The 12,787-nt window shown below is 51.0% G+C and carries 10 protein-coding genes; 4 read left to right on the top strand and 6 right to left on the bottom strand.

What is annotated here, in order from left to right; translation table 11 throughout:
• Nucleotides 1-106: 106 nt before the first annotated feature.
• The 3 genes from clpP (at nucleotide 107) to AC5JO6_RS25105 (ending at nucleotide 3,125) form a co-directional block, all read left to right on the top strand.
• Nucleotides 107-799, top strand: coding sequence for an ATP-dependent Clp endopeptidase proteolytic subunit ClpP (clpP, locus tag AC5JO6_RS25115; RefSeq protein WP_496083779.1), 693 nt, complete (start codon nucleotides 107-109; stop codon nucleotides 797-799).
• Between the two features lie 9 nt (nucleotides 800-808).
• The gene (clpX, locus tag AC5JO6_RS25110; RefSeq protein ID WP_496083778.1) at nucleotides 809-2,152 is read left to right on the top strand and encodes an ATP-dependent protease ATP-binding subunit ClpX; all 1,344 of its coding nucleotides are present in this window, start codon (nucleotides 809-811) and stop codon (nucleotides 2,150-2,152) included.
• 64 nt (nucleotides 2,153-2,216) lie between these two features.
• Nucleotides 2,217-3,125: an alpha/beta fold hydrolase gene (locus AC5JO6_RS25105; RefSeq protein ID WP_496083777.1), complete on the top strand. Its 909-nt coding sequence runs from the start codon at nucleotides 2,217-2,219 to the stop codon at nucleotides 3,123-3,125.
• A gap of 62 nt (nucleotides 3,126-3,187) precedes the next feature.
• Here the strand turns inward: AC5JO6_RS25105 and pheA are convergent, their stop codons facing one another.
• Nucleotides 3,188-4,042: a prephenate dehydratase gene (gene pheA, locus AC5JO6_RS25100; protein ID WP_496083776.1), complete on the bottom strand. Its 855-nt coding sequence runs from the start codon at nucleotides 4,040-4,042 to the stop codon at nucleotides 3,188-3,190.
• A gap of 227 nt (nucleotides 4,043-4,269) precedes the next feature.
• On the opposite strand from pheA, the gene AC5JO6_RS25095 reads away from it, so the two are divergent.
• On the top strand, nucleotides 4,270-4,854 hold the full coding sequence (locus tag AC5JO6_RS25095) for a DUF1997 domain-containing protein (RefSeq protein ID WP_496083775.1): 585 nt from the start codon (nucleotides 4,270-4,272) through the stop codon (nucleotides 4,852-4,854).
• A gap of 70 nt (nucleotides 4,855-4,924) precedes the next feature.
• Here AC5JO6_RS25095 and AC5JO6_RS25090 read toward each other — a convergent pair whose 3' ends face one another.
• The 5 genes from AC5JO6_RS25090 to AC5JO6_RS25070 all read right to left on the bottom strand — a co-directional run bounded on the left by AC5JO6_RS25090 (nucleotide 4,925) and on the right by AC5JO6_RS25070 (nucleotide 12,686).
• Nucleotides 4,925-5,575: a ribonuclease HII gene (locus AC5JO6_RS25090; protein ID WP_496083774.1), complete on the bottom strand. Its 651-nt coding sequence runs from the start codon at nucleotides 5,573-5,575 to the stop codon at nucleotides 4,925-4,927.
• Between the two features lie 127 nt (nucleotides 5,576-5,702).
• Nucleotides 5,703-7,991, bottom strand: coding sequence for a ribonuclease E (rne, locus tag AC5JO6_RS25085; protein WP_496083773.1), 2,289 nt, complete (start codon nucleotides 7,989-7,991; stop codon nucleotides 5,703-5,705).
• A 582-nt stretch (nucleotides 7,992-8,573) separates the two neighbouring features.
• A complete protein-coding gene (locus AC5JO6_RS25080; RefSeq protein WP_496083772.1) occupies nucleotides 8,574-11,249 on the bottom strand; it encodes a TIGR03960 family B12-binding radical SAM protein in 2,676 nt (891 codons plus the stop codon).
• Nucleotides 11,250-11,442: 193 nt separating this feature from the next.
• Nucleotides 11,443-11,781, bottom strand: a complete 339-nt coding sequence (locus tag AC5JO6_RS25075; RefSeq protein WP_496083771.1) for an STAS domain-containing protein — start codon at nucleotides 11,779-11,781, stop codon at nucleotides 11,443-11,445.
• Nucleotides 11,782-12,044: 263 nt separating this feature from the next.
• The gene (locus tag AC5JO6_RS25070) at nucleotides 12,045-12,686 is read right to left on the bottom strand and encodes an LON peptidase substrate-binding domain-containing protein (protein WP_496083770.1); all 642 of its coding nucleotides are present in this window, start codon (nucleotides 12,684-12,686) and stop codon (nucleotides 12,045-12,047) included.
• Between the last annotated feature and the right edge of the window lie 101 nt (nucleotides 12,687-12,787).

Below are 12,787 nucleotides of genomic sequence, written 5' to 3'. Positions count from 1 at the left end.
GGTTAGTTGAGGCATAATGTTTGGATATACACATGCGATTCCACCAGCGAATCGCGTCTGCTGACCCACAATCCGGTCTACAGTGATTCAGGCGATAACACCAACTATGTTTGTATCCCGCTCCGCTGACTACTCTATTAACAGCTTGAACCCCCTCGACGTTACCTCAACGGGTACTCATAACGTCGTACCAATGGTGGTTGAGCAATCTGGTCGTGGCGATCGAGCCTTCGATATCTATTCGCGTTTGCTTAGAGAACGCATCGTGTTTCTGGGCACTCCGATCGATGACACGGTTTCTGACTCGATCGTGGCTCAACTGCTGTTTCTAGAAGCTGAAGAACCAGAGAAAGATATTCAGCTCTACATCAATTCTCCTGGCGGCTCTGTTACCGCTGGCATGGCAATCTATGACACCATGCAGCAAGTTCGCTCTGATGTTGTTACCATTTGCTTTGGTCTGGCGGCGAGTATGGGTGCATTTCTGCTGGCAGCAGGTGCCCAGGGTAAGCGCATGTCTTTACCCAACTCACGCATCATGATTCACCAACCCCTGGGTGGCGCTCAAGGTCAAGCCGTCGATATCGAGATTCAGGCAAAAGAAATTCTCTACCATAAGCGCAAGCTGAGCGAACTGCTAGCGCACCATACAGGTCAACCATTGGAACGGGTAGAGATGGATACCGAGCGCGACTTTTTTATGTCTGCTGCCGAAGCCAAAGAGTACGGGTTAGTTGATCAGGTCATTTCCAGACAAAATCTTCCTAAAGCGGGAGAGGCTGTTGCTGCAGTTAATTAAGAGGCAGGTATGTCTAAATACGACTCCCATCTCAAATGTTCCTTCTGTGGTAAGTCTCAGGAGCAGGTTCGCAAACTCATAGCTGGACCAGGGGTTTACATTTGCGACGAGTGTGTCGATCTGTGCAACGAAATTCTGGATGAAGAGCTGTTTGATTCCAGTGCTGCGGCACCACAACCTGTGCCACGGCGCGAACAATCGCCTGAAAAGCGCAAAGCTCGGTCTGCAAACCTCTCTCTCGGTCAAATTCCGAAGCCCAGAGAGATCAAAAAGTACCTTGATGAGCATGTCATTGGTCAGGATGATGCTAAAAAAGTGCTTTCAGTAGCGGTCTACAACCATTACAAGCGCCTCAGCTTTATGCAGCCGAAGGGCAACGCTAAAGCAGCGTCTGAAGATCCAGTTGAACTACAAAAGTCCAACATTCTTTTGATTGGACCAACAGGCTGTGGCAAGACGCTACTAGCGCAAACCCTGGCGGAGATTTTAGATGTGCCTTTTGCCGTTGCTGACGCGACGACGCTGACGGAAGCGGGCTATGTTGGCGAGGATGTGGAGAACATTCTTTTGCGCTTGCTACAAGTCGCCGATTTAGATGTCGAAGAAGCACAGCGCGGCATCATTTACATTGATGAAATCGATAAGATTGCCCGCAAAAGCGAGAACCCATCCATCACCCGTGATGTCTCTGGTGAAGGCGTTCAGCAAGCGTTGCTGAAAATGCTAGAGGGAACAGTTGCTAATGTGCCGCCACAGGGTGGACGGAAGCATCCCTATCAGGATTGTATTCAGATCGACACCAGTAATATTCTCTTCATCTGCGGTGGCGCGTTTGTTGGATTAGACAAAGCTGTAGAACAGCGGATTGGTAAGAAATCAATGGGCTTTATCCAACCCGGAGAAGCCCAGCCGAAAGAAAAGCGGACAGCAGACGTGCTGCGTCACATGGAACCCGACGATCTGGTCAAGTTTGGCATGATTCCAGAATTTATTGGACGTGTACCTGTGATGGCAGTCGTGAATCCACTGGACGAGGATGCTCTCACCGAGATTCTGACAGAACCGCGTAATGCGCTGGTGAAGCAGTACCAAAAGCTCTTGAAGATGGACAACGTGACGCTAGAGTTTCGACAAGAGGCAATACGGGCGATCGCCCAAGAGGCGTATCGTCGCAAAACAGGCGCTCGTGCCCTCCGCAGCATCGTTGAAGAACTCATGCTGGATATCATGTACGAATTGCCATCGCGCAAAGATGTGACTCGCTGTAGCATCACCCGCGAAATGGTCGAGAAGCGATCGACCGCAGAGTTGATCATTCATCCATCTTCTTTACCAAAACCTGAATCGGCTTAGTTGCTAGTTGTTGGTTTTTAGTTGTTAGATCTAGAAACCAATAACTAAAAACTCTTGTTTTCAAATGTCTTACGCTATCGTTTGCGGCTTTAGTCACTACTACGAATGGATCACAGAGTCGGGAAGTCCAGAACCTTCTGGTAAGCCTGTGCTTGTTTTTCTGCATGGATGGGGTGGCTCTGCCCGCTATTGGGAAAGCACGGCGAGAGCGCTTTGCGATCGCTTCGACTGTCTCCTCTACGACATGCGCGGGTTCGGGCGATCGCGCTCAAATGCCAGCGAACCATCGCCGTTGGCGAACCCACCTGAAACCGCAGCCGAACTGAGCTACGAGCTAGAAACCTACGCCGACGATCTGAATGGTCTTTTGAGTGCTTTAGGGTTGCAGCGCGTTTATCTCAACGCTCACTCAATGGGTGCGTCTGTTGCAACGTTCTTTTTGAATCTGTACCCCGATCGCGTCGAGCGTGCCATTCTCACCTGTAGCGGCATTTTTGAGTACGACGAAAAAGCGTTCAATGCGTTCTATAAGTTTGGTGGCTATGTCGTCAAATTTCGCCCTCGCTGGCTGTATGGGCTGCCGTTTGTCGATCGGCTGTTTATGCAACGCTTTCTCCATCGATCGCTGCCAGGTGCGGTAAGTCGATCGTTTCTCGACGACTTTTTGATGGCGGACTACGATGCCGCGCTGGGAACAATCTTTACGTGTGTGAGTAAGAAGGCAACGGAAGTGATGCCTCAAGAGTTTGCACGGCTCACAGTGCCTACGCTGCTTGTTTCAGGCGATCGAGACATTATCATCCCCGCTGAAATGGGTCGGCAAGCGGCAGCGTTGAACGATAACATCCAGTATGTCGTCATTCCTGACACAGCTCACTTCCCAATGCTAGAGGATGCACCAACCTATCTTCAGCTTGTCCGAGAGTTTTTGGGTGTCAGCGTTCAAGCAGCGGTACTGGGTAATAGGGAGTAGGGAGTGGGGAGTAGGGAGTAGAGCGATAGAAGTCAGTTATCAGAATTAACTCAAAACTCACTTCACCCCTTGCCCCTCACCTCTGCTGGCAAAACATCGTAACTGCCGAATACTTTCAAGGTTTGTGTGTTGTCTGCGAGTTCTGCCAATGTTTTTTTAACGGCGGGTTCACGGGCATCGGCTTCCAGGTCGATGAAAAACAGGTAGTCGCCCAGCGATCGCTTCGTTGGGCGAGACTCAATTCGACTAAGGTTAATGCCCTGACTGGCAAAAACTTGCAGTGGCTTGACTAGAGAACCGGGCAAATCATGCACAGTGAAGGCTAGCGATGTATGACGACCGCCGGGAGAGGGCTGCTGGCTGAGCACCCAAAAGCGAGTGCAGTTATCGGGTTGGTCGTTAATCGCATCAGCCAGAATCGGCAGACGGTAAAGTTGAGCAGCGCGCTGAGACGCGATCGCGGCGCTCGTTAGATCTGCCTTCAGATATTGCAATGCCTCAGTCGTCGAGTTCGTAGGGATGAGATGAGCGCTGGGCAAGAAGGTTTCTAACCATTCCTGGCATTGGGCTAATGCCTGTGGATGGGAGTAAACAGTCCGAACGGTTTCCATTACCGTTGCATGAGATAGGAGTGCGTGAGCGATCGGTAAGACTAACGCCCACTGAACTTGTAAGCTACCCAACTCCCACAAACCATCCAGCGTCATAGGGACGCTACCTTCGGTAGAGTTTTCGACCGGAACCACAGCTACAGGTACCGTTCCTTCTGCAACCGCCCGCAGCGATAGAGCAATGCTGGGATAAGGGCACAGCACGGTTTCTTGCGCGGTTGTTTGCGCCAGCCAGTTTGCATACAAGAGCGCTGCGGCTTCCGCATAGGTGCCAGAGGGTCCCAGGTGGGCGATCGATACTGCCATAGCGTCTATTCCCTGAATCAGCCTGAACTAAAACTCACCATAGCAACAATTCTTCTCACACTTCTCAGACAAAAGGCATTGGTAACTCAGGAATTCTGCAAGAATAGTCTGTCATAGGGTGGAGCGTGTATCTACTTAAAATGATGTAGTTCCACTCCTTTACATTTGTTTAGAATTAGACATATCTACGTAGACAATACCTGCTATCTCTCCTTGGTTGATTAGCTATGTACACTCGCTTCACTGCCGCTCAAGCTGTCGAAATGGTAGTTTCAGAGCAGCTTGTTCCCATTCAGCACTATTTGCGTCAGCCGCAGCGAGTGGTTAATGCTTTAGCAGCATCCAGCCAAATCGAGCAGTTAGAGGACGAACGCTTTCGCCTGAAGATGCGCCCGTTAACCTTCATGGCGCTGACTGTGCAGCCGATCGTCGATTTGAGAGTTTGGGCAGAGTCAGATGGCACCGTGCATGTGCAGTCTGTTGGTTGTGAGATTAAGGGCGTTGAGTATATTAACCAACGGTTCAAGTTAAGTCTGATCGGCAAGCTGCAACCCGTTCAGTCGAATGGCATAACAATTTTAAGAGGTAAAGCAGATTTGGAGGTGCAGGTCGATATACCGATGCCGATCGCGCTGACACCAAAGCCGTTCCTTGAGGCAACTGGCAACGGCTTGCTCAAAAGCGTTCTGCTGACTGTCAAACAGCGTTTGATGCACCATTTGCTGGCAGATTATCGTGCATGGGCAGTTTCAAAGCCAGCCTTTACAACCACCGCAGCTACCCCAATTTTGCCGCACAGCCCCACTGCTTGAGGTGAGCATTCCTATTTTTGACCCTAAGCTCTAAAGCGCGAATGAGTTCTGAAGCGCGAACGTAACAAACTCAAAGGTCTAGTGTGGGATGGCAGGGTCTAAACGATCGCCGATGCCAGCGCGATGGTCCATACAATTGCAGCGCTGCTCGATGAGTTGGTGTACCGTAACCTTTATTCGCTGCTAAATCATAGTGGTGATACTTCGCTGCCAGGCGCACCATCAAAGCATCACGCCATACTTTAGCAAGGATGCTGGCAGAGGCAATCGCAATCGATCGCTGGTCTCCTTTGACAAGCGTTTGCTGTGGCACTGCCAGACCAGGAATTCGTTGGTTGCCATCGACTAAGCATAAATCTGGCGTTAATTTCAGCTTGAGCATGGCGCGCTTCATTGCTAGCAGAGACGCTTGCAGAATGTTAAGGCGATCGATTTCCCAAACAGAGGCATAGCAGATTTGATACGCTAAAGCGCCAGCGCGAATCTGGTCTGCTAAAGCAAGCCGTCGTCCTGCCGACAGAAGCTTGCTGTCAGTAACACCTGCAGCAGCAAGCACGTCAATGGCATCGACAGGCAAAACAACAGCTGCCGCTACAACAGGACCAAATAAGGCACCGCGCCCTACTTCGTCTACCCCAGCAATGATGCTTGTAGGCGGGTAGGCTTGTAGTTCACTAGGTAAGTCTAGTTGCTCTGCCCAAAGGCTGACGTTACGTGTCATGGTAAAGATTGTACGCGTAGAGACCATGCGCGCTGAGACGTTTCGCATAGCATAGATCTCTCCTCGTCATCTTTCGGCTAGGAGAGTTGATACCGGGTTGCTGCTATCACTAGGCACAGTTGGGCTATCAGTCTGATGTGACTGCCGAAGAACGACGACGGCGACGACGGGTAATCGGCGCACCGTTAGCATCAAGTTGATCACCGTTGGCATCAAGTTGATCGAGTTCCGGTGGCTCTACTGCATAAAGCTCGGCATTTGGGCTAGCTTCGGGGCTAGCTTCGACCTCAGGCTGGATGATGGAGTCTTGCTCCGGTTCCGGTTCTGTAAGAACCGTTTCGACAAACCGTTGCTTCGGCTTTAAGGGCATTCCGACGGGTTCTAACTGTGGTGTCAGAGTCATTTGTTCTGGTTCCGTTATTGCAGGCACTTCTCCTGGCAAAACAACCGAGATAATGGCTGCTTTGGGATTTTTCACTTCCTGACTGGACAGTACCAGCGGCGAAATCCCCATCCAGGCATAGATATCTTGCTCTTCTGGTGTCATTTCAACCGCAACAACTTCCGGCGGCTCTTGCGGTGCTCGTGATGTCTCACGCCTCGATCGCCCACGCCGTTCTTCCGGATAGCCAAGCTCTGGGACGCTTTCCGGTGCAACGCTTTCTGGTACGTATGTTTCGTCTAATGCGGTTCCTGGCTCATGAGCAGGCAAACCCTCCCGACTGGGCAGTAATTCTTGCGGGGTACTCTCACGACCACCGCGACCACGACCGCGACCACGAGCCGGACGCTCCGGGCGATCAGAACGACTAATGAACGGTAGGTCGGATGGCGGTGATTCCCCATCGCTCACTGGATCGAGTTTGAGCGTAGGAGCGCTGGGATAGGACGGGCTACCTGTACGAACCTCATCACCTGGGCGACGACGGCGACGGCGACGGTTGTTGCCGCCCAGTTCTTGATAGCTGGGATGGTTAAGACCAAGATCCTGCTGCACATCGTCTGAATCATCCAGATCTTCGCTGCGATCCTCCCAGGTTGGTTCCAACACGCTGGGTATGCTCGGCAACACTAAATCGCGTCCGCGCCCTCGTCCGCTGATACTGCGATCGCTGGTTCGTGAGTCTCGCAGCGATACGGCTGTCGGACGCTCCACAATTTCGCCCTCTGCCGTGTCGCCATCACCTGGTAAATGTACCAAATGTCCCAAGCCGCCGCAGGTAGGGCAAGCACGACCAAAGATTTCGTAGATATTTTTGCCCTGTCGTTTCCGCGTTAGTTCCACCAACCCGAGTTCAGTCAGTTGGGCAATCTGAGGGCGTGACTTGTCGGCTCTCAATGCCTTGTTAAAGTGTTCCAGCACCTGCAGCTGGTCGCGGCGCTGATCCATGTCAATGAAATCAACCACAATGATGCCAGCAATGTTACGCAGTCGGAGTTGACGAGCAATCTCAGTCGCCGCTTCACAGTTCGTCCAAAGCACTGTTTCGCGGGCAGTGGCAGAGCGGGTAAAGGAACCAGAGTTGACATCAATGACAGTCAAGGCTTCGGTACGCTCGATAATGACATAGCCACCAGACGGCAAATCGGTTCTCGGTTTAAGCGCCTCGCGGATCGCGGCGTTGATGCGAAAGTACTCCATAATAGGGGCACGATCGCGATGGTGATCAATCAACACACCGCGTGGCAGGTCACCGCCACCCCAGTTGGTCAACTGCTGCCTGACCCGTTTTAACCCTGTATGGGAATCCACTACAATACGATTGACATCGGCGCTATAGACATCGCGCAGCACTCGTTGAATAAAGTCATCATCCCGGTTCAGCAATGCAGGCGCACGGGTCGTCGTTGCCTCTTGTAAAACTTGTTCCCACTGCTTTTGCAGTACTTCTAAGTCTTCAATGATGGCATCTTCAGGCATATTTTCTGCTTCAGTACGCACAACAATGCCCATACCTGCTGGTTTCACCAAGATTGCCAGCGCCCGTAAGCGGTTCCGTTCGTTCTCACTACGAATGCGGCGAGAAAGATTTACCCCTTTCCCATAGGGCATGAGCACCAGGTAACGTCCTGGCAGCGAAATGTTGCCTGTCAAACGCGGTCCTTTGTTGCCCGTCGGCTCCTTCATGATTTGCACCAGCACTTTTTGCTGCGGTGCGAGCAACTCAGTAATGGAGCCAGCCATCCGACGAAGCTTCAACGGACCTAAATCGGTGACGTGGATAAAACCGTTGCGCTCGCTATCACCAATGTTGACAAACGCGGCATCAATGCCTGGTAAGACGTTTTCGACGATACCCAGATACACATCACTAACTTGATGGCTACCTGTTGCAACAATCAGCTCTTGAATCTGATCTTCCGAAAAAACTGCAGCAATGCGGTGCTGCTCCGCGATAACAATTTGCTTGGACATTCAATTTCCTCAAGGATTGACGGCAGCGGGAGAGTATAAATGAGTAGTCCTCTCGCGTTTGCTCGTATATGTATGCCACTGCATAGCGTGTAAACTCTGTGGTTACGCAGTGGGAATGAAGCTGTGCCGATTCTGAGACGAAGCCTGCTCTAGCAGCCTCAGAATGGTTAAGTATGGTAAAGACCGCTGAAGTAGCAATCAATCAAATCGGACTGCCGCCGATCTACAAGAGACGGTAGCAGACTCTGTAAAAATGAAATGGAAGTCTGGCAAAGAAAGCTACATCCAGCGCCAAGCGCTGGTTCACTTAGCGGTACCCCTAAGAGTCTTCAACCCGCAGTAGCCTCTGTTGAGTTGCATTATAGCGTGTACAGATTTCTCTGCCACTAAAATTCAAGAATCGATAACTGGAGCATTACAGAGAAAAGATGTGGATATGCAGGGAAAAGCTTGTAATGCTAAAACTCAAGTCAGCCTTAACCCCCAACGGCTTCTAAGAAGTTGCCGCTAGGAACTGATCGTCACAATACCTGTGTTGTCTAACTCTAAACGACTAGGAGCCTTGGCTTAAAGTTCAAAGCATTAAGACTCGATCGTTGCCAAAAGCAACCGATCGCGATGCACTTGCAAGAGCTGCAATTCACGGTTGGAGACCTGTTCCAGCATGAAAACAACGTGATCGGGACGGAGTAACGTCCCATCGTTGCGGCAACTGCCCGTGTAGCGAAGCGCGATCGCTGCATCATTCACCGCTGCCTCTACTGTTAAGCGAACCAGGCGATCGCGCAGATTCACAGTTTGCGTTTTACCGGCTTTGGTCGTGTGCTCAAACCAGAGCGTGTCGCTGGCTTGAATGGCATCCACCCACTGCTGCCATGCGCACAAAGCCGGAAACTGCATAGACGTGGTCGTTTCGTCTAGCTGAGCTACGCCAACGGTGATGACATACTCTGCGTTCTCTAGTAGCTGCGTAGCCGCAGGCGCACTGACCGCAACCGTTTCGACGTGATAGATCGGCATTGCAGCCGGAAGCTGCGCTTCTAGCTGCGATCGAAAGGTTGCGACCTCCATGACTTCAGTGAGTTCAAAATCGACGATCTCACCGGAGCTCGTGACACCAAGCGGCAGCGCACTGGCAGGAATAATGCGAGGTCCAGGGTGAAAGCCACCTGTAAAGGCGATCGGTAGACCTGCCCGACGCACAGCACGGTCAAAGAGACGAATTAAGTCAAGATGACTCACCAAAGCCATTTCGCCCTGCTTGCCCAACCAGACCCGCAATCGTTGGACTCGCTGCTGATTGGGTACAAAGTGCCCAGCAAACGCTGGTATTTCTAGTGGTGGCACGACTACGTTATGCCCAAAGTCCGTGCCGCAAACCCCACAATGAGAGCAGCCATCAAACGAGCAATCTGGCACGGTAGCCGCCTGCAACGCTCGCTGTAGGTCTTCTTTGAGCCACTGTTTATCAATGCCTGTATCCAGATGATCCCAGGGAAGAGGAGCGTCAAGGGAAGGAGAGGAGCTTAGGGATAGCTCAACGTCCTTTTCATCCTTTATTCCTAAGCCTTTAGCCTTTTCCTCAAACACATTCCACTCACCGTTCTCAACCTGGCGATATTTCCAGTCCAATCCTGATTCTGCGATCGCCTGTGCCCAGGCAGCATGAGCGCGTTCCAAACTTTCCCACCAGGCATCCATCCCAGCTCCCAGTTCCCAGGCGCGTTGAATGACTGAGGACAGTCGTCGATCGCCCCTGCCTACAAAATCTTCCATCGCCGAGAGACGCACATCCGTGAAATTGACCTTTAAACCTCGAATGCGATAAAACTCCTCTTTGAGCAACCGTTGCTTCCGGGCAAATTCTGCCGTCGAGACCGAATGCCATTGAAAGGGGGTGTGAGGCTTCGGCGTGAAATTAGAAATGGTGATGTTGAACTGGAGCCGCTTTCTACCTCTAGCGCTGCACGCTTGCTGGAGCCAACGCACCGTTTCGGCAATACCTACAACATCGACATCCGTCTCACCTGGGAGACCAATCATAAAATAAAGCTTGACTTTATCCCAACCTTGCTCCCAGGCAGTTTTAACCCCCCGCAGGAGTTCTTCGTTGGTTAAGCCTTTATTGATAATATCCCGCAGGCGTTGAGTACCCGCTTCGGGCGCGAAGGTTAGTCCAGATTGGCGCGTACCGCCTAGAATGTTCGCAATGTTTTCGTCAAAGCGATCGACCCGTTGACTCGGCAACAACAGCGAGATATTTTCATCTTTGAGTCGATTTTTAATCTCCATGCCCACAGCAGGCAACGCCAGGTAGTCTGAGCAACTGAGCGACAGTAGCGAGAACTCGTTGTAACCCGTCGCTCGCATCCCTTGCTCGATCGCGTCTACTACAACCGCTGGCTCCACATCGCGTGCTGGGCGTGTCAGCATCCCTGGTTGGCAAAAGCGGCAGCCGCGCGTACAGCCACGCCGAATTTCCACAGTTAAGCGATCGTGCACCGTTTCCACATACGGCACCAGACCGACGGAATACGCTGGCATCGGGTCAGCAACCCGTCTCAAGAGACGAGCAGGCACATCCGGACGATTGGGCTGCACCGACCCATCAGGAGCCATGTTATAAAAACGGGGTACATAAACACCTGGCACCTGAGCCAAATCCAACAAAACTGCTTCTCGACTCAAGCCAGCAGCTTTTCCTTCTTCTAGAATGAGCCCAATTTCTGGTAACAGTTCCTCACCATCCCCCAAGGCAATGAAATCAAAGAAGTCAGCGTAAGGCTCTGGGTTGGAAGTCGCCGTTTGCCCCCCAGCAAAGATCAATGGATAGGCTAGGTTGCCTGCATGCTGCCGCTCACGCCAGGTCAGGGGTATGCCAGCCAAGGTCAGCATTTCAAGGATATTGGTTGCACCTAACTCATAGCTAAGGCTGAAGCCCAGAATGTCAAAGTCAATTAAAGACCGACGTGATTCCACTGCAAACAGCGGTGTTTGCGTTGACCGCAGTTTCGTTGCCAGGTCAGGAGCAGGCAGGTAGGCTCGATCGCACAACTGCCGAGGCTGAGTATTCAAGATGTTGTAAAGGATGATGTGTCCCAGGTTGGACGCACCCACCTCATAGACCTCTGGATACGTGAGTACCCAATGGATTGCTGCTGCATCCCAGGGTTTGTGAACTGAACCCAACTCGTTACCCAGATACCGAGCAGGTTTCAGAATTTCTGGGGTTAGCAATGCTTCAACAGCAACCGTCACAGCAGACTTTCCTCTTACGTTTAAAGCGTCAATCGAACTCTGGTACCGCTTAGTATACCAATGTTGCGTAGACTAACGCCTGCATGAGTTAAGCGCTTAACCCATAAAGCCAGCAGGTACAATTAAAGGTGCTTATTCCTGTCAGCTTTATCACCGTCCAAAGATTAAGAAGAATCTCAAACTTACACGCTACTCAAGCAATCGCTTCACTAAGCGCCTGACGCTCATTCAAAATCTCGAAGGCGCGATCGAGTTGCGTCAACTCAAAAATGATTCGGACAGAATGCGAAATGGAGCAGAGGCTAAACCGCTGATTCAGGCGCTGTGACATGCTTAATGCAGCAACCAAAGCCATCAAGCCATCACTGTCGATCGACTCCACCTGAGACATATCAACTAACACACTTGAATGCTCTTCGGACAAAATAGCTGTGTTTAGCTGATGTTGAAAGGTAGTTATGTTTTCAGAGTGAAGAGAACCAAGAGGTTGAATAACCGCAGTAGTTTGAGGACGAACGAGTACATTCTGCATAAGAAAACCTTAACTGGGAGTAGTAACCAAGAGAATTTCGTCTCATGCACCCAACCATAACCGTAGATTCTCGGTTATGACTAATGACTAACCCCTAGTTAGTGGAAACTTTATGCCCTAACCTCAAGTAGTTAAAGTTCTGATTAAGCAGTTTCACCTAAAAGTACGCGAGGACACCAACTGGTAACCCTTTTTACTTTATGTAGCACCAGATACTGCACAAGTAATCGCTTACCGAAAGCGAAAGGTGGCTAGCAATAATGTTATTTCAGCGTGTCTTTCAACACCGTTCGCGCTGCAAGATGGTTCCGAGTCGAGGTTAAAATCTCCGCCTCGCGCCCTAATCGAGCGGCAGTGTCCTGCATCTCCAAAAGTGCTTGCTGCTCATCCGCAACGCCATACAGGTTGCTGGCGATCCAGTAAGATAATTCGATCGGATGCTCTGGCATCGTGTCGGGCAGTTCTATCTCTTGACCAGTCAGCTTTGCTGAAAGGCGAACAACATCCTGTAAAAGTTCCGACACGTTGGTTGCCAAGGAATTTAAATCGCTTTCGGGGGGGGTATCCTCAATCCACTCGACTAACCCAACCCGATAAGGCTTCTCACGGACATATTCTAGGACTCTGAAGCGTTGCTGCCCCAGCGTCAAGACTTTCATACGATCATCGGGCAATCGCTGAAACTCAATGATCTCAGCGCAGCAGCCGATCGCAGCAGGCTTACCCTGTAACTGATCCCACATCACAACGCCAAAGCGGCGATCGCCTTCCAGGATCGTATTCATCATGATCCGATAGCGAAACTCAAAAATATGAAGTGGAAGGGGTCGCCCCGGAAATAAGACCACTTCAGGCAAAGGAAAAAGAGGTAATTCTCGAACCGCGATCGATGAAGAAGATGCCATTAGTTATCAGGTAAGAGACAGTACTTCTACCTTTACTGTACCGCATCTAGACTGAAGGATGGCTGCCTGGGACAGGTTTTGACAGCGTGGAAGTATAGAAC

It is taken from the genome of Tildeniella sp. (assembly GCF_059505325.1).
Note: the sequence above shows the minus strand (reverse complement) of the source record. Positions and strands in the feature narration are given on the sequence as shown.

What these genes read in the sequence shown, in the direction of transcription:
- clpP (WP_496083779.1), top strand. Translation starts at nt 107, where the DNA reads ATGTTTGTATCCCGCTCCGCTGACTACTCTATTAACAGCTTGAACCCC.
- clpX (WP_496083778.1), top strand. Translation starts at nt 809, where the DNA reads ATGTCTAAATACGACTCCCATCTCAAATGTTCCTTCTGTGGTAAGTCT.
- AC5JO6_RS25105 (WP_496083777.1), top strand. Translation starts at nt 2,217, where the DNA reads ATGTCTTACGCTATCGTTTGCGGCTTTAGTCACTACTACGAATGGATC.
- pheA (WP_496083776.1), bottom strand. Translation starts at nt 4,042, where the DNA reads ATGGCAGTATCGATCGCCCACCTGGGACCCTCTGGCACCTATGCGGAA.
- AC5JO6_RS25095 (WP_496083775.1), top strand. Translation starts at nt 4,270, where the DNA reads ATGTACACTCGCTTCACTGCCGCTCAAGCTGTCGAAATGGTAGTTTCA.
- AC5JO6_RS25090 (WP_496083774.1), bottom strand. Translation starts at nt 5,575, where the DNA reads ATGACACGTAACGTCAGCCTTTGGGCAGAGCAACTAGACTTACCTAGT.
- rne (WP_496083773.1), bottom strand. Translation starts at nt 7,991, where the DNA reads ATGTCCAAGCAAATTGTTATCGCGGAGCAGCACCGCATTGCTGCAGTT.
- AC5JO6_RS25075 (WP_496083771.1), bottom strand. Translation starts at nt 11,781, where the DNA reads ATGCAGAATGTACTCGTTCGTCCTCAAACTACTGCGGTTATTCAACCT.
- AC5JO6_RS25070 (WP_496083770.1), bottom strand. Translation starts at nt 12,686, where the DNA reads ATGGCATCTTCTTCATCGATCGCGGTTCGAGAATTACCTCTTTTTCCT.